Below are 15,754 nucleotides of genomic sequence, written 5' to 3' on the forward strand. Positions count from 1 at the left end.
CTGCTTGGGCCACAGGGCTCGTCCGCCGCAACAGCACCACTATACTTTTGAATATCTGAGCATTTTGAAAGGCAGGATATGACCGCAACCGCCAGTCGAACCATCAACCGAAGACCCGAACTTTTGGCGCCCGCCGGAGGGCCCGAGCCCTTTGCCGCCGCACTCGCCGCCGGGGCAGACGCCATCTACTGCGGCATGGGCAGCTTCAACGCCCGCCGCAAGGCAACCAACTTTACCGATGAGGCCTTTGAGCAGGCCTGCCGCGCCGCGCACCTGGCCGGCTCGCGCGTCTACGTCACGGTCAACATCGTCATCAAGCAGTCCGAGATGGGCGATGCGCTGCAACTCATCCATCGCTGCTCCACGCTGGGCGCCGACGCCTTCATCATCCAGGACTGGGGCCTGTTCTTTGAGGTCAAGCGCACGATGCCCGGCATCGAGACACACATCTCGACCCAGGCGAACATCCACGACGACCGCGGAACCCTTTGGTGCCGCGAGCAGGGCGCCGACCGCGTAACCCTCTCGCGCGAGCTTTCCATCGACGAGATTGTCGCCATCCACGATGCCGCGCCCGATGTGGACCTTGAGGTCTTTAGCCATGGCGCCATCTGCTTTTGCTACTCGGGCCTGTGCCTGCTTTCAAGCTTTGCCATGGCGGGACGATCGGCCAACCGTGGCATGTGCGCCCAGCCCTGCCGCCTGCCCTACGAGCTGATCGACGAGAACGGTCGCACGCTCTCCCCCGCCGGCCGCGAGCGTGCGCTATGCCCGCGTGACACCAACACCTCACAGCTTGTTCGCCGTCTATATGACGCCGGTGCCGCGTCGCTCAAGCTCGAGGGCCGCATGAAAGCCCCTGATTACGTGTACTCCATCGTCGATGTGTACCGTCACCAGATTGACGATATGCTGGCCGATGTTTCGCCCTCTAAGGATGAGGACGCCGCCCGCCAGCGCCAGCTCAAGCGCTGCTTTAACCGCGACTTTACGCACGCCTATCAGGACGGCACCTCGGGCGACGAGATGATGAGCTATGAGCGTTCCAACAACCGCGGCCAGGTCGTGGGCACGGTGTTGGGCAGCCGCCCGGCCAACCGCGATGTGCGCGGCCTCAAACCCGACGACCGCCGTCGCCGCGCCGCCATCGCCCGCATTGAGCTGTTTGAACCCGTGGGCAAGGGCGACCTGCTGGAGCTTCGCCACGATAACGAGTTTGACCAGTTCCTAACCACCATCGCCGCCGATGATGCCGCTGCCGGCGACATCATCGAATGTCGCGTACCCCGCAGCATGCCCGAGGGCTGCCGCGTCCGCGTGATTCGCAGTCAGCGTGCCATCGACGCCGCCGGCGCCGCGCTCAAGCGTGATGTGCTGCGCCGCCGCGCTGTTGATGTGTCCGTCGTGGCGCGTCTGGGCGAGCCGTTTACTGTCACACTCACCTGCTGTGACAACCCCGCGCTCACCGCCACCGCAACGGGCTTCACCGTCGAGGCCGCCAAGACCCGCGCCGTCGAGGCAGCAGACCTGGTTGAGCATGTGGGCCGCATGGGCTCCTCGCCCTTTGAGGCAGCGAGCTTTGATGTGGTCCTCGATGAGGGTTGCGGTATGGGCTTCTCCGCCGTGCACAAGGTGCGCGCTGCCGCTTGCAAGGCGCTGGAAGAGGCCATTCTGGCACCGTACGAGGAGCGCGCGAAAACGCTCGAGATTCCGCTGCTCGACAAATGCACGCGTCCCATGCCCGAACATTACCGCGACGAGCCGCAAATCTGCGCCACCGTCACCTCGCTCGAGGCCGCCGAGGCAGCTCGCGCCGAGGGCGCCGCGCGCATCTATATGACCACCGACGCACTCGAGGCTGTCGGACTCTCCCCTGCCGATGCATTTGAGCAGGGTATCGTACCCGTACTCGACGAGGTCTGCCGCGCCGTCGACCACGAGCGCGTCGATCCCTGGATCGATGCCGGGGCCACCGTCGCCGTCGGCAATATCTCCGAGCTCGCCCTGGCCGCCCAGGTTGGCGCCACGGCCGAGATTCGCTCTTGCCTGCCGGTTCACAACACGCCCTGCATGGAGGCGCTTGCCGAGCGCGGAGCCGGCGCGTTTTGGCTCTCGCCCGAGATCACGCTCGACGAGATTGTCTCGCTCGGCGCCGCCGCGCCCGCGGCTCTGGGTATCACCGTCTTTGGCCGCCCGCGCGTCATGACAAGCGAGCATTGCATTCTGCAGGTTGCCAATGGCTGCATCCACGATTGCGCCAACTGCCGCCTGCGCGCCCGCAAGCTCTCGCTCAAGAATATCGACGGAAAGGTCATGCCCGTCCGCACCGACATCCACGGCCGCTCTCGCCTGTACGACGCCTACCCCATCGACCTCACGCCGCAGGTACCACAGCTGCTCGACGCCGGTGTGCGTCGCCTTATGGTCGACGGAACCTTGCTCGAGACGGATGAGGTGGGCCGTGCCGTCGCCCGCGCCCGTCGCGCCGTCGAAGCAGCGCAGGCAGGTCGCAAGCCCGCTGCCCGCCTACGCGGGGCGACCTCGGGCTGCATGTTTGTGGGAATCAGCTAACCGAAAGGCTTACACGTGAACGAAGAACCTCAAGTCCTCTACTGCGACGCCTGGCTCATGGCCATCGACAAGCCCGCCGGCATGATCGTCCACGGCGACGGCACCGGCGAGCGCACGCTCACCGACTACGCCAGCGACCTGCTGCTGGCGATGGGCGACGGCTTTGCCGCGACCGACATGCAGCCGCTCAACCGCCTGGACCGCGACACCACCGGCGTGGTGCTGTTCTCGCTCGACAAGCAGACGCAGCCCGCCTTTGACCAGATGGTCATCGACCACGCTTTCGAAAAGCACTACCTGGCGCTCGCCGAGGGCAAGATCGACTGGAACGAAAAGCTCATCGACAAGCCCATCGCCCGCGACCGTCACGACAGCCGAAAGATGCGCGTCGGCGCCAGCGGCAAGCCGTCTCAAACGCGCGTGAAGGTGCTCAAGCGTCTTAAGAGCCGTCGTGGCCTGCCCACGCGCTCGTATATAGATGTCGAGTTGCTCACCGGCCGCAAGCACCAGATCCGCGTACATCTGGCCAGCGAGCGCCATCCCCTGGTTGGCGACGACCTGTACGGCACACCGCGTCCTTGTGGCCTCATGCTCCATGCCCACAGCGTGTCCTTTACGCATCCCGTAACCGGCGAGCACATCCACATCGAAGCCCCCTGCCCCTGGGAGCCCTAAAACCTGCCAAAAAGGGACAGGTTTATTTTGGCAGGTTTTATCTGGACAAACGTCAAAACCACCACAAAGGTTCCTGCCCCTTCGCGGTGGTTTTGGCCTTAGCCCGTCCCTTGCTGTTAGACCGTGATGACGTTGTCCATTGCCCGGTACTTGGCAGGGACCTCGCCTGCGGTAATAATCGTTGCGTCACGGAAGTCCGCGAACTTGACGGGCGCCACCATGCCAAATTTACTGGCGTCCGAGATTACGAAGCGCTTGGCCGTATGGCGCATCGAGATACGCTTTACTTGCGCCTCCTCGATATCGGGCGCCGTGAAGCCCTGCTCGGCGGCAATGCCGTTAGAGCCCCAAAAGCCACAGTTGAAGTTGTAGCGGTCTACGGTTGCCAAGGCATCGGGGCCAACGAGCGCCTCGGTCTCGGGTTTGAGCTCGCCACCCAGCACCACGGTACGCATGCCGCGCAAAGCAAGGCGTTGAGCATGGAGCACGGAATCGGTCACATAGGTGACATCTTCAAGGTGTGGAAGATGCTCGATGAGCCTGAGCGTCGTCGAACCCGAGTCGATGTATACAAAGCTCTCGGGCTCCACAAGTGCCGCCGCACGGGCGCAGATACGCTCCTTGTCGTCGTTATGGAGGTCGCTGCGCTCATTAAGCGTTAGGTCGCGCGTCACGTGCGCGCGCTCCAGACTTGTCGCGCCTCCGTGCACCTTGGCGATACGGTGTGCTCGGTCGAGCGTCTGCAGGTCGCGCCGAATGGTAGACGCCGTCACGCCCAGGGCTTCGGCAAGCTCCGGCACGGTAACCGAGCCGGTCTGCTGAACCATCGACACGATCGCGTTGAGCCTATCTTCCGCTAGCATCGCTTACTCCTCCTCGGGGTACACGACTCCCCAGTCGGCGCGTAGCTTGGTCATCAGCTCCATAACATCAGAAGCATAGCCCAGAAGCTCACGCTTAGAGTCGTCGCCGGCAACGGCCTTCTCAAGATCGGCCATCTCATAGCAAAGGGCGTAAGCCTCGGTGCCGGCGTGGACCTCCTCGCGGTGGCCGTCCGCAGTCCACACGATAGTCGCGTGATCGGCGCGCGGATACTCGTTGACCTCGATATAGCACTTATCGAAGCTAATAATCGAGCGCTTGGGTTGCTTGGAGTGGAGCGTGAGGCTCACAACACCCAGCTGCTGCTCGGCATTACGGCAGACGATGCCGCCCGCAACGTCAACACCGGTCTCACAGGTGTTGCCCAACGAAACGACCTCAATGGGCTGGCTTGCCATAAAGAGACGCATGACGGACAGGGCATACACGCCAATGTCGAGCATGGCACCGCCAGCAAGGTTGCGGTTGTAGAAGCGATTGGTCAGATCGCCGTACTCCTTGTAGCTACCAAAGTTGAGCTGGGCGAGGTTCATGCGACCAAACTCGCCGGCATCCATGCGACGGCGCAGCTCTTGATACAAGGGCATATGAAGCACCGTGGTGGCGTCCATGAGGACGACGTTGTGCTCGTCGGCGATGGCACGCGCCTCGTCGAGCTCAGCGGAATTGAGGGTAATGGCTTTCTCGCAGAGCACGTGCTTGCCGGCGGCCAGCGCGTCACGCAGATAGGTGATATGCGTGTTGTGCGGCGTGGTGATATAGACGGCGTCGATGCCCGGATCGGCGTAGAGGTCCTCAACCGATTCATAGACCTTCTCGATGCCATACTGCTCAGCAAAAGCCTGAGCCTTGGACAGCGTACGGTTGGCGACGCCCGCAAGCTTGCGGCCGGCAAGAGCGAGAGACTGGGCCATCTGGTTGGCGATAACGCCGCACCCGATCACAGCCCAACGAAGCTCGGGAGCCGTAAAGATATCATCGGGGAATGGCTTGTCCTGGACCGAAGCGAACGCTGCTTTTGCGGCTGCCGCGGAGTCGAGTGGAGCCTGCTTGGAATCTACCATATGTGCCTCCTGTGTCATAGAACGTCTTGCATTTCGGATAGCTCTATATTCGCACAAACACGCGCGTCTGTGCGTGTTTGTGCGTATCTCACCGCTAAACGGTCATTTTTGTCCCGTAAACGGCGCATCTATACGCATATTCACGCAATCCCACGCACGCAAATACGCACAAATGCGAACCGGTCATTGCTCAGAGACAGGGGCTTATGCTTAGAACTCAAAAGACAGGATGATCCGCTTCGCCTTCGCTCATGGCGCGCTGCAGCTCTAAGGACCGTCCCAAACTGCCGACAGAAAAGGAACGTTCCAAACTGCAGACAGAAAAAGAACGTCCCCAGGCGCCGGCATTTCAAGAGCACTCATTTAAGTCTGTCCCCAATGAGTGGGAGTAATCAGAGACCCTTTGCGAGGGAGGCCGGACGTGGCCTTCCTCGTTTTTATTCATGGACTTTAGTCCGTGCCGCGCGGCACGCGCGGCATAGAAAGCCACCCGCTCAGCGGGTGGAGGCCAATTTCCGCTACGCGACAAAAACCTTCCCCCTAGCATGAGGATTGTTCAGGTCATCATACTAGGGGGAAGGTGATTGCTGTGGCCCAGAAAGCCAACAGCCTCGCGCACACGAAATGGCTGTGCAAGTACCGCATCGCACCGAGGTCAAGCTCATCGCCGCCATCGTCGAGAAGCACCCCAAGGTGCGCTTTGCCGCGAGCCGCACCTCGGCCCACGCCGACCTCTACGACCGTATGGAGCAGGCCCTGTGCGAGCGCGTGGCCAACGCGGTGGAGGTCGTCCGCTCCGACATCAGCCCCGCGCTTCTTGTCCACACCGGTCCAAACCTCGTGGGTGTGGCGGTCCAGGGACTCTAGCGGAGGCGGGGCGTCCTGCCCCAAAAACAAATGCAAAAGACGAGCACTTCTTGCCGCTCAATTGGCAAGAAGCGCTCGTCTTTTCTTAACGCGTTGTATGGCGGAGAGAGCGCAAGTTACGCGAGCGCCCTTCTTGCCAGCTCGGCCGCGCCGAGGATTCCTTGGTCGCCGCCGCAGCCCGGGGCGCAGATGTAGCTCTCCATGTCCTTAAGCTCGGCGGTCTGGATGTAGCCACCCAGATATTCGAGGGTCTTCTTGCGGACGATGCCGTAGAGCTGCTCCTGGTGCATCACGCCGCCGCCGAGGACGATGCGGCGAGGCGAGTACATGAGCACGAGGTTCGCGCACATCTGCCCCAGATAATCCCCCTCGAGCGCCCACACCTCATCGTTGTCCGCGAGCTCGGCCGCGGGCTTTCCCCAGCGCGCGGCGATGGCGGGGCCGGAGGCGAGCCCCTCGAGACAGCTCGCGTGGCTCGGGCAGACGCAGCGTCCCTCCTCGGTGGGACGGGTCCTTACCAGCATGTGACCGGCCTCGGGGTGCAGCATACCGTGAAGGAGTCTGCCCGCGCACATGACGCCCGCGCCCACGCCGGTGCCGATGGTCACGTAGACGGCGTCCTCGAGCCCCTTGCAGCAGCCGAAGACCACTTCGCCGAGGCAGGCAACGTTCACGTCCGTGTCGTAGGCCACCGGAATCCCGAGGTCGTCGGCGAACGCGGCGCGAAGACCATGGCCTCGCCACGCGAGCTTGGGCGTCTGGAGGATGGAGCCGTAGCGCTCGTCGTTGGGGTCGACGCAGGTCGGGCCGAAGGCGCCGATGCCCAACGCGTCCACATCGCGGGCGGTGAACCACTCGATCATCTGCGGGACGGTCTCGGCGGGCGTAAGCGTCGGGGTCTCCATACGGTCGAGGACCTCGCCGTCGCCGGACACCACGGCACAGACCATCTTGGTCCCGCCGGCTTCGAGGGCGCCGAGCCTCATTTGCTTTTCGCTCATGTGATCCTCCTTACAAAGGGACGCCCGCAGTCATGGTCAACCGCGGGCGCCCATAACGTTGGCTTGTTTCGAGGCGACCCTACCTGGGCACGCGGTCCTGCCTCGCGGCAAACGGGGCGAGCACGGCGTGCGGCTCGCTTTGGTACCAGTAGGCGACGGTGGAGATGTCGTCCTCGCGCTCGTAGAGCTTGATGTCGTCGTTGCCGAGGTCCTGGAACGTCACGCGCAGGTCCTCCTTGAACGAGATCGGGTCGGGAAGGTGCCACCTGTAGAGGCCGTGCCTGGGCAGCGCGTCGTCGTTAGTCGCGAGCATCGGATTCGGGTTCGGCTTGCCCGCGCTGAAACGGTCGCGCGTGGCGTCGCGCGTCGAGCGGTACGGGTAGCCGGCGAACAGCGTGTTGAAGCACTGCGCCTCGGGCAGCGCGTGGGGCGGCCTGTCGAGGAAGGCCCAGGCACCGCCGAAGTAGTCCTCGGCTCCCGTCGAGGTGACCGTGGGGAACTCCTCGTCGCCGTCGAGGAAGAACTTCATCTCGCCCTCGCCCCACCAATAGCGCTCCAGGGCGCACAGGGCCATGTAGGTGCCGACGTAGTAGCCCTTGCCGCGCACGCCGTCGAGCACGGTGTAGTCGACGCCCCTGCGGGTGCTGCGCTCGCGGTTAAAGCGGGCGTGGAAGTACATGGCGTCGTCCGGCACGTCGGTGAGCGCGTAGTTGAACGTGTAGAAGATGTACTTAATGAACCCGGGGTGCTCGCTCGTAAGCGTGACCTTGGCGTGCTTCCTGAAGGGCATCTCGAAGTAGCAGTTCATGCCGCCCGTCGGGTTCACGCAGATGGGCATCGAGTTGACGATGGCGCGCTCACCGAAGCCGTTGCAGAAGAAGTCGCCGACAGGGCACTCGACCGAGGGGGTCTCCTCGTCGTCCCAGTAGAAGCGCAGCACGAGGTCACGCATGACGAAGCTGCCAGCGGCGGTCTTGTCGGGGACGGTCATCCAGATGTGGCGGATGATGCCGGGGCCCTCGATGTCCGCGAGCGTGATGGTCTCGCCGGACTCAAGGGGCACGCAGCACGAGCCCTTGCGGCCGACGCCGAGGTGGCTGGCCGACATGGCGGCGCGGCCCTTCTCGCCCGTGATGTTCTCGGGGGTGATGGCGCGGCTTTCCTCACCGCCGTGCATCCACACGTCCTTAAGGAACTCTCTCATCGTCGACCTCCTCTATTCGTCGTCGTCGCACTCGGCGGAACTGGCACCGTTCACGTAGATGATCTGCTGGCGCGCCTCGTTGACGAGGGCGTCGAAGTCGAGTTTCTCGTCGGGGCGCGCGAGCGCGACCGTCATGGCGAGCGGGAGGTTGACACCCGCGATCACGTGGATCCGGTCGGAGGCGAAGCGGGAAAAGCGCTGGTTCACGCTGCCGCCGTACGCGTCGGTGAGGACGACGACCTCGTCAGTGCCCGAAAGAGCCGCCTCGACCGCCGCGTCGAGCCCCTCGCCGTTGTCGTTCACGTAGGCGCACACGGCGTTGACGGCGTCGCCCTTACCCGTAAGGAACTCGAGGGTGTCCTTGAAGCCCTGGGCGAGAAGGGAATGGCTCGCCACAACTATCTTTCTCATTGATTCACCAATCTCTTGGGTCGAAGCTAGGCGAGGATGCCGGCGGCGGAGGCGACCATCGCGAGGACGATCACCACGAGGATGAGGGCCGTCATGCTCGCGTTCTTCTTGGTAAGAAGGTAATACGCGCTTCCCGTGATGGCGGCGGGGATCATGGCAGGCAGGATCTTGTCGAGCAGCGGCTGAATCTCCATCGCGACGTCGCCGAAGCTGAAGCTAATCGGGCAGGTGACGCCGATGACCGAGGCGATGAGGCAGCCGACCACGGTGAGGCCGAGCACGGAGGCGGCGGCAGTGAGGTTGGGAAGCTTCTCGCTGAAGTCGGTGACGAGCTTCACGCCCTGCTTGTAGCCGAACTCGAGGGCGTGCATGCGGACCCAGAAGATGGCCAGGATGAGCGCGAACCAGATGCCGGCTCCCACGGGGTTGCCCTCGATGGCCATGTAGGCGGCGATGGAGCCCATGATGGTCGGGATCATGGTCATGAGCAGGGAGTCGCCGACGCCGGCGAGCGGTCCCATGGTGCCGATCTTCAGGTCTTGGACGGCGTCCGCCGCCGCTAGGCCGTCGCGCTCCTCCATGGCCACGCAGGCGCCAAGGATGATGGCGGCGAGCCAAGGCTGGGTGTTGTAGTAGCGGAAGTGGTTGTTGAGCGCTTGCTTATAGTCCTCGTCGTTCGTGTAGATCTTCCTCAGGACCGGCGAGAGGGCGTAGGCGACTGAGGCGCCCTGCTGGGTCTGGTAGTTGAAGGTGCACACGCTCATGAGCCAGCGCCAGTTCGCGTTGCGCAGGTCCTTCTTGGTGACCTTGTAGCCGGAGGGCTTGCCCTCGGCGACGGCGGTGATGTTCTCGTTTTCCATGGTTACTCATCCTCTCCGATGAAGGCGTCTGCGGAAGCGTGGGCGGCGAGCTCGGTGTCCCTCTCGGCACGCTGGTAGAACGCAATCGCGAGGGCAACGCCGACGATGGCGGCGCCGATGATGGGCACGTTCAGGAAGGCCGAGAGGAAGAAGCCGGCGAGCAGGTACTGGAAGTACTTGGCGGTTGGCATGTAGCGGAGCAGCATGGCGATACCGACGGCCGGGAGCATCTTGCCGGCGAGGGTAAGGCCGGAGAGGAACCACTGGGGCATGACCTCGAGGAGCCAGTTGACGGCGGGCTGGCCGAGCGTCACGGAGACAAAGACGGGCAGGGCGGCGCACAGGCCGAAGAGCGCGGGGCAGACCCACAGGATGGCGTTCATCTGATTGAACTTACCCTCGTTGCAGAACTTCTGGGACTTCTCGACGACAAAGCCGTTGAGGATCTTGGCGACGACGTCGAGCTGGATGCCGAGCATGCCGACCGGCAGGCCGATGGCGAGGCCCGTGTCGGAGCCCAGGGTCACGCCGTAGGCGGTGGCGATGATGGCCATCGTGCCGTAGTCGGGAATGGAGGAGCCGCCGAAGCCCGCGACGCCGAGCTGCATGAGCTGAATGGTGCCGCCGATGACAAGGCCGGTCTTCCAGTCGCCCATGACGACTCCGGTGATGAGGCCCCAGAAAACGGCGTAATTGACGAAGATCATCGGGATGCCGTAGTAGTCCACGTGCTTGATGAAGGCCAGCAGGGTCAAAAGGACGACCTGCAGGATAGTGAAGTTGACCATATTTCCCCCTTAGATGAGGTCTGCGACGGAGACGGGCTTGTCGGCGGGCACGAACTGGGCCGTCACCTTGACGTCACGGGCGATGAGCGCCTTGTAGCTCTGGACGTTCTCGGCGGAGGCGTAGGCGCGCTGGGTGAGCTGGATGCCGTCCTCCTTGACGAGCGAGCCGCCGACGACCAGCGACGGGAGCTCGACGCCCGACTCGACCAGGCGAAGCATCGTCTCGGGCTCCTTGGCGATGACGAAGACCTTCTCGCGGTCGTACTTGCCCGCGGCGAAGTTCTTGAGCGCGGTCTGCTCGGAGATGATCGAAACGGCCATGCCCGCGGGGCGCGCCATCCTCATGGTGGACTTCAGGACCTCGTCGCCGGCGACCTTGTCGTCGATGACCATGACTCGGGTCGCGCCCGACACCGGGGCCCACTGCGTCACGATGATGCCGTGAAGCAGGCGATTGTCGATTCGTGCCATAACAACACTCATGTTTGCTCCTATCAAATGAAGTTTTGCGTTCGGTACTGCCTCGGCGCTATCCGGATTCGCGCCGGGCAAGGGGTTATCGGATTATTGAGGACGCGCGGTCAGCTTGCGGCGGCGCGGGGAAGGTCACTCGTCGAGCAGGAGGTCCGAGGAGCCGAGGCGCTCTTCTCGCGCCGGGGCGGCGCTCACGCTTATGTAGTCGAAGACATATGCGATCTCGCTTACGGGAACCTCTACGCGATAGCGCGTCGAGATGCTCGAGAAGCTCTGCCTGAAGGACTCGATGAAATCGGCGCGTTCCTCCTCGAAGCGGTCCTGGCCAACGTAGGTCTCAATGGGGTTTCTGGTAACAAGGCGCTCGACGAGACAGCAGAGGTGAACGTAGAGCCCAATGATGGCGTTGCTGCCGATCTTCTCGCCTGTCCTGCGCTGAAGCTCGTGCACGGCGCTCTCGATCTCATGGAATAGCCGCTCCGGGTCGAGGATGGTGATGGAGCGGATGACGTTCTGCAGCGTCATGTTCGAGAGCAGCTTCTCGTGGAAAGAAGAGAGCTCGGAAGCGTCAAGCCACCTGCCGAACACGGCATCAACCTTAGAGGCGGACGCCGTCGACATGATGTCCTCGAGGGCGACGAAGGGGACGGAGGCGACCCCGGGGTCTCCCGTGCCGATGACGGCGCAGACGCGGTGCTCGGAGAAAACGGCGTCGTTCGACCCGTTCGCGACGAGCTGCTTGAAGGGCCTCGTGAGCAGGCGCGCGCCTATGGTGCGCGAGAGGCTCTGCGAGACGAGCTGGCGTATCCTCTCCGCGGCGTCGACCCCGGACTCGGAGCAGAAGACGATGGCGTCCTCACGGTTGATGCGCTCGATCACCTTGCAGTGCGTCACGCACGCCGCGGTCGCATCGCCAAGAACCTCGGCGATGGACTTGCCGCCGAGCAGCCCGACCCCGATCTCGAGCGCAAGACCGGTAGAGACGTTGTTCACCACGCCGATAGTGGAGTCGGTAACGTTCTCGAGGGCCTTATAGGCCTCCTCCAAGGAGCCCATGTCGACGAGGAACACGACCCCGGTGCAGTAGGAATGGCGGTCGACGAGGCGCTGGAGCGGACCGACGATGTCCTTCAGCTGCTGGTCGTAGGGCATGTCGACAGCCTCGTACACATGCATGCCGAGCATACGGTTCGCCGCGTCGGCGATGCTCGTCGCCGTTGAGTAGCCGTGGGACAAGATGACGCAGAGCGTCCGAAGGGCCTTCGCATCGCGAGACTCCGATGCGACGCACAGCGTCAGAAGCGTCTTCGTGAAGTGATCGAGCGAGATTCCCAGCGCCCCTTCCACGTCTGCGGCGACCTGATCGGAGACACTCGAGGCAAACGGCAATTCGGAGGTCACGGCACCGAGGAGATGGGAGATTTGCTCCGCACAGGCAGACTTTCGCTTAGCCAGGCCGATACCCGGCCACAACTGCAGGCAAATCTCCTGGGCCAGTAGAAAAGCGACCTTCCTCGAAAGCTCGATGCCATAAGAAGAGCCTGCGTCGGCAAGGACCGCGCCCACGACGCGCTCGAAGGCGCGCGACCTCGAGGAGGCGACGCCGTGGTCGAAGATCAAGTGATCCTCAACGCCGCGCACAGCGGAGACAGCTTGCGAGACAAGCTCGGAGACAGAGAGCTCCCCGGCGCAGAATCGCTCATCGAGGGAGCACAGGGCATCGAGCGCCTGCTCGACCGGCCCTGTGCTCTCGGCGGCATCCAGAGACGCGTCGATCAGAACGCCATCGTCGGGCTGTTGATCGATCTGCGCGGAGGAGAGGAGCCCGCTGGGAAGAAGATACGGGCGAACGACGACGTAGTCGCCCTCGCGATTGAGGAACGCTTTGGCGCAGCAGTTCGTCACGCAGGCGCGCAAGCCGGCGATGTTATCGGAAAAGTCCGCGTTCACGAGGCAACGGTATGCGCCGCGGCTGATCTTCACATCAGAACCGATTCGGCACCCCTCGCTGCGCAGGAAGCTCAAGATGAGATCCTCGCGCTCCTCGGGGGTCCGCTCCTTGAGTGAGGGGACGCGGGCACAGATGGGCATTTTGCTGTAGGCCGAGGAAACCTTCAGGTCATCGGCGGAAAGCGTCGTCGAAAGAACGAGGCGAGCGCGCGGCGCATCCTGGGAGGCATCGAGCCCGAGGGCCGTCGCAAGGCAGTGCTCCATCGCAGAGGGAGAGAGTGCCTCGATGCCGTTGACAAAGACCACACCCCCGCGCGCTTTCGCGATCGACTCGTCAAGAAGCCCGTTGAACGAGGCGGCGTCCGGGACCCCGGCGCAGTCGATGCGCACATAGGAGGAGTCGCGGGACAGCAAGCCCTGGTTCTTGCCGTACTCGTACACAAGGCGAGAAAGGAAAGACTTACCGACACCCACGCCGCCGCTCAAGAGGATGGGCAGGCCAAACGGAGGGTACTGAACCGCAGCCTTGCACTGCTCGACAACGGAGCTGAGGCTCATGTCGAAGCCCACGGCACGCGCGAAGTCGCGGTGATCGGCGATTCCCGTCGCCTGGATGAGGTCGGCGAGCGAGGCATACTCGCTTGCAGAGAGCTTTACCTGAAAACGCTTCTGGAACGCGCGGCGATGAAAATAACGGACAGGCCTGCCCGCCACCTTAACCACAAGACCGGCGCGAACAAGGTCGTTGAGGTACTGGCTCGCCAGGCTCCTGGAGATGATGAGCGTCTCGGCGATGTCGGAGGTGGACAGACGGGCAAGGTCGTCGAGCGAGACGGCAGAGGTGAGAGCCTCGAGATGCTCGAGAATCCTGTCCCTCATGTCGACGGGTTTCTTTGCCAAGCTGTCCTGTGTGGTCTTGTCCATGACTTCTTACCTCCTCGTACAAGGAGTATAAGGGGAGAACAGAGAACGGAAGGGGGCGCGTGGGGGAATCAACAGCTCCGAGGAAAAGTCCACCACTTGAGGGGCAGAAAACAACGGCCATTGAACATTCAGGGCCGACGCTCAACACTTCGGCTCGACACTTCACTTTGGAAAGGGCCCCGGCGCGCCGGGGTCCCAACATAAAGAAGGGCCCCGGCGCGCAGGGCCTAAAGCTTAACCATGCGCGCGGCGATGCGGGCGCAGTCGCAGGCGGCCTTCTTCTCGAAGGTGTTGTAGTCGACGACCCGGCCCTCGGCGCAGGGCTTGTCGCTGATGGCGCGCACGACGACGAGGGGCACGCCGTTGAGATAGGCGGCCTGCGCGATGGTGCAGCCCTCCATCTCGCAGCACAGATCGCCGAAGGTCGCGAGGATTCGCTCCTTCTGTTCCGCGGGCGAGACGAACTGGTCGCCGGAGACGACGCGGCCCTTGAGGACCTTAATGTCGGGGGCGACGGCGGCCGCGGCGGCGCACGCCGCCAGCAAGGGCCGGAACGGATCGCGCAAGATCAAGGCGTCGCCCGGGAGGTCGGGCGTCACCGTCAGCCGGCGCCGCGTCTGCCGCATCATGAGGGAGAACGGCCTGGCCGGCGCATACGGCAGGAAGAGGTTCAAGGTGCACCCCGGGGCGGTCAACGAGGCCGACGTGTCGAACGTCGTCGCGCGCGGCTTCGGCGGCAGGGCGCCGTGCACCCATATATGCAGCGACTTGGCCTGCGTGCGCGTCGGGGCGTCGTGGAACTACGTCTGCCTGCTCGTCGACCTCTGCAACGGGGAAATCGTCGGCCACTCCGAAGGACCGAGGAGGGACGCGCGAGCTCCGAGCCAAGCTCTTGGATTACGTGCACTGGTACAACAACTTCAGGATCCACTCGACGCTGGGCTACATGTCGCCGGTCGAGTTCAGGGAGGCGGGGCCGTCCCTCCCGGAATCGTCCAAATAAGTGTTGCCAATCCATAGCCAATCCAGCCATCATCTCCGCGAAGGCGGACGTCAGGAAAAGCTCGGCTTGAGCTCGGTCGGACGCGGTCTGTGGGGCATCATTCAGGCTCAGGGGGTCTCCTTGTCTTCTTCGGTCGCAACCTGAATGATAGGGACGGCCCCTTCTCTCTTTCCCCTTCGTTTTCGACGCGTCACCCTCTCGGCGGGCTTAAGGCCCGCGCTCGCGGGTGCAGGGGCTACGCCCAAACCCCAAAAACGTAACGCCGTGCTCGAAGCGTTTCCGGACGTCAGCGTAATCTCAAATCCCGTTCGTCAACTCATGGGCAAGCCACCTGAGACTACTCATTTCTCCTACTGGCAATGAAGACCTGCGACCTGCAGTTTTGCAAACTGCTTGAAAGCCACCTGCATTGATTCACTTCCTATTGCAGCTGGCGGCTTGCACGCGAAAAGGCATTTAAGTTTCAAAACGGGCGTTTTCGGCGCTATCGAGCCTCCAAAGGCATCCCGCCGCGCCCTTTGGGACAAAAACAAAAACTCAAAGCCCTGAGTTCGAAAATAGTTTTTGGAGTTGTCCCGACTTTTGTCCCCGAAGCCGACGAAACGCGACAGGGTGTCACCTGGCGGCACTCGATTCGAGACGGCACCGAGAACTGGATGCAACCGGAATGACGGGACGGCAGAACCGAAGCCATCGAGTGGGGATAGAAAAAGGCCCGGGTGCCGTGGCATCCGGGCCTTTGCTAGCAACTTAACTGTTGCAGGCAGCTTAGAACTTGTGGCCGCACTTCTTGCAGACGCGCAGCTTGTTCTTGCCGTCCTTCTCGTGACCGACGCGGGTAACCTTACCGCACTCGGGGCAAACGAGATTGACGTTGGAGGCGTCGATAGGAGCCTCCTGCGAAACGATGCCGCCCTGCTGGTTGGCAGCGTTGGGCTTGACGGCCTTCTTGACGACCGAAACGCCCTCGACAACGACCTTGTTCTCGGCGGGGAGAGCACGCAGGATAACGCCCTGCTTGCCGCGATCCTTACCAGAGAGAACCTGGACCTTATCGCCCTTCTTGATATACATATATCT

Annotated in this window: 15 protein-coding genes and 1 pseudogene; 5 read left to right on the forward strand and 11 right to left on the reverse strand. The window is 62.9% G+C overall.

Annotation, left to right across the window (positions count from 1 at the left end; all coding sequences use genetic code 11):
- Positions 1–78 precede the first annotated feature (78 nt).
- Positions 79–2,571 carry a U32 family peptidase gene (locus AAAV21_RS04195; protein ID WP_349107695.1) on the forward strand — a complete coding sequence of 831 codons (2,493 nt, stop codon included), beginning with the start codon at positions 79–81 and terminating at the stop codon, positions 2,569–2,571.
- A gap of 15 nt (positions 2,572–2,586) precedes the next feature.
- A complete protein-coding gene (locus tag AAAV21_RS04200) occupies positions 2,587–3,246 on the forward strand; it encodes an RluA family pseudouridine synthase (protein WP_233509079.1) in 660 nt (219 codons plus the stop codon).
- A gap of 116 nt (positions 3,247–3,362) precedes the next feature.
- On the opposite strand, the gene AAAV21_RS04205 is transcribed toward AAAV21_RS04200, so the two are convergent.
- Both AAAV21_RS04205 and AAAV21_RS04210 read right to left on the reverse strand, forming a co-directional pair.
- Positions 3,363–4,109, reverse strand: coding sequence for a DeoR/GlpR family DNA-binding transcription regulator (locus AAAV21_RS04205; RefSeq protein WP_349107697.1), 747 nt, complete (start codon positions 4,107–4,109; stop codon positions 3,363–3,365).
- Between the two features lie 3 nt (positions 4,110–4,112).
- Positions 4,113–5,192 (reverse strand): Gfo/Idh/MocA family oxidoreductase, encoded by a 1,080-nt coding sequence (locus AAAV21_RS04210; protein ID WP_117564160.1) that lies wholly within the window; start codon positions 5,190–5,192, stop codon positions 4,113–4,115.
- Between the two features lie 630 nt (positions 5,193–5,822).
- On the opposite strand from AAAV21_RS04210, the gene AAAV21_RS04215 reads away from it, so the two are divergent.
- Positions 5,823–6,059 (forward strand): hypothetical protein, encoded by a 237-nt coding sequence (locus AAAV21_RS04215; RefSeq protein WP_117765044.1) that lies wholly within the window; start codon positions 5,823–5,825, stop codon positions 6,057–6,059.
- A gap of 116 nt (positions 6,060–6,175) precedes the next feature.
- Here AAAV21_RS04215 and AAAV21_RS04220 read toward each other — a convergent pair whose 3' ends face one another.
- From AAAV21_RS04220 to AAAV21_RS04255, 8 genes are all read right to left on the reverse strand, one after another.
- Positions 6,176–7,060, reverse strand: a complete 885-nt coding sequence (locus tag AAAV21_RS04220) for an ROK family protein (RefSeq protein WP_199408721.1) — start codon at positions 7,058–7,060, stop codon at positions 6,176–6,178.
- Positions 7,061–7,139: 79 nt separating this feature from the next.
- Positions 7,140–8,264 carry a glycoside hydrolase family 172 protein gene (locus AAAV21_RS04225; RefSeq protein WP_172676343.1) on the reverse strand — a complete coding sequence of 375 codons (1,125 nt, stop codon included), beginning with the start codon at positions 8,262–8,264 and terminating at the stop codon, positions 7,140–7,142.
- Between the two features lie 12 nt (positions 8,265–8,276).
- A complete protein-coding gene (locus AAAV21_RS04230; protein WP_089572475.1) occupies positions 8,277–8,675 on the reverse strand; it encodes a PTS fructose transporter subunit IIA in 399 nt (132 codons plus the stop codon).
- A 26-nt stretch (positions 8,676–8,701) separates the two neighbouring features.
- Positions 8,702–9,535, reverse strand: coding sequence for a PTS system mannose/fructose/sorbose family transporter subunit IID (locus AAAV21_RS04235; protein ID WP_089572476.1), 834 nt, complete (start codon positions 9,533–9,535; stop codon positions 8,702–8,704).
- A 2-nt stretch (positions 9,536–9,537) separates the two neighbouring features.
- Entirely contained in the window at positions 9,538–10,323 is a 786-nt protein-coding gene (locus tag AAAV21_RS04240; protein WP_089572477.1) for a PTS sugar transporter subunit IIC, read from the reverse strand.
- 9 nt (positions 10,324–10,332) lie between these two features.
- Positions 10,333–10,806, reverse strand: a complete 474-nt coding sequence (locus tag AAAV21_RS04245) for a PTS sugar transporter subunit IIB (RefSeq protein ID WP_349107701.1) — start codon at positions 10,804–10,806, stop codon at positions 10,333–10,335.
- 123 nt (positions 10,807–10,929) lie between these two features.
- Complete coding sequence (locus AAAV21_RS04250; protein ID WP_349107702.1) at positions 10,930–13,671, reverse strand: PRD domain-containing protein; 2,742 nt, start codon at positions 13,669–13,671, stop codon at positions 10,930–10,932.
- A gap of 227 nt (positions 13,672–13,898) precedes the next feature.
- Positions 13,899–14,216, reverse strand: a complete 318-nt coding sequence (locus AAAV21_RS04255; RefSeq protein ID WP_229026325.1) for a 5'-methylthioadenosine/S-adenosylhomocysteine nucleosidase — start codon at positions 14,214–14,216, stop codon at positions 13,899–13,901.
- Here AAAV21_RS04255 and AAAV21_RS04260 point away from each other — a divergent pair.
- A pseudogene (locus AAAV21_RS04260) lies at positions 14,173–14,280 on the forward strand (hypothetical protein); the annotation flags it as partial. The gene AAAV21_RS04255 and the pseudogene AAAV21_RS04260 sit on opposite strands and share 44 nt — an antisense overlap.
- Before the next feature lie 292 nt (positions 14,281–14,572).
- Positions 14,573–14,674 carry an IS3 family transposase gene (locus AAAV21_RS04265; RefSeq protein ID WP_231501554.1) on the forward strand — a complete coding sequence of 34 codons (102 nt, stop codon included), beginning with the start codon at positions 14,573–14,575 and terminating at the stop codon, positions 14,672–14,674.
- A 768-nt stretch (positions 14,675–15,442) separates the two neighbouring features.
- Here the strand turns inward: AAAV21_RS04265 and rplX are convergent.
- The gene (gene rplX / locus AAAV21_RS04270) at positions 15,443–15,748 is read right to left on the reverse strand and encodes a 50S ribosomal protein L24 (RefSeq protein WP_099432059.1); all 306 of its coding nucleotides are present in this window, start codon (positions 15,746–15,748) and stop codon (positions 15,443–15,445) included.
- Between the last annotated feature and the right edge of the window lie 6 nt (positions 15,749–15,754).

Origin of the sequence: Collinsella sp. CLA-AA-H302 (assembly GCF_040093305.1) — a bacterium.
GTDB lineage: Bacteria > Actinomycetota > Coriobacteriia > Coriobacteriales > Coriobacteriaceae > Collinsella.

Bases quoted from the DNA above. Each gene is read 5' to 3' on its own strand.
- AAAV21_RS04195 (WP_349107695.1), top strand. From the start codon at position 79: ATGACCGCAACCGCCAGTCGAACCATCAACCGAAGACCCGAACTTTTG.
- AAAV21_RS04205 (WP_349107697.1), bottom strand. From the start codon at position 4,109: ATGCTAGCGGAAGATAGGCTCAACGCGATCGTGTCGATGGTTCAGCAG.
- AAAV21_RS04210 (WP_117564160.1), bottom strand. From the start codon at position 5,192: ATGGTAGATTCCAAGCAGGCTCCACTCGACTCCGCGGCAGCCGCAAAA.
- AAAV21_RS04220 (WP_199408721.1), bottom strand. From the start codon at position 7,060: ATGAGCGAAAAGCAAATGAGGCTCGGCGCCCTCGAAGCCGGCGGGACC.
- AAAV21_RS04225 (WP_172676343.1), bottom strand. From the start codon at position 8,264: ATGAGAGAGTTCCTTAAGGACGTGTGGATGCACGGCGGTGAGGAAAGC.
- AAAV21_RS04230 (WP_089572475.1), bottom strand. From the start codon at position 8,675: ATGAGAAAGATAGTTGTGGCGAGCCATTCCCTTCTCGCCCAGGGCTTC.
- AAAV21_RS04235 (WP_089572476.1), bottom strand. From the start codon at position 9,535: ATGGAAAACGAGAACATCACCGCCGTCGCCGAGGGCAAGCCCTCCGGC.
- AAAV21_RS04240 (WP_089572477.1), bottom strand. From the start codon at position 10,323: ATGGTCAACTTCACTATCCTGCAGGTCGTCCTTTTGACCCTGCTGGCC.
- AAAV21_RS04245 (WP_349107701.1), bottom strand. From the start codon at position 10,806: ATGAGTGTTGTTATGGCACGAATCGACAATCGCCTGCTTCACGGCATC.
- AAAV21_RS04250 (WP_349107702.1), bottom strand. From the start codon at position 13,671: ATGGACAAGACCACACAGGACAGCTTGGCAAAGAAACCCGTCGACATG.
- rplX (WP_099432059.1), bottom strand. From the start codon at position 15,748: ATGTATATCAAGAAGGGCGATAAGGTCCAGGTTCTCTCTGGTAAGGAT.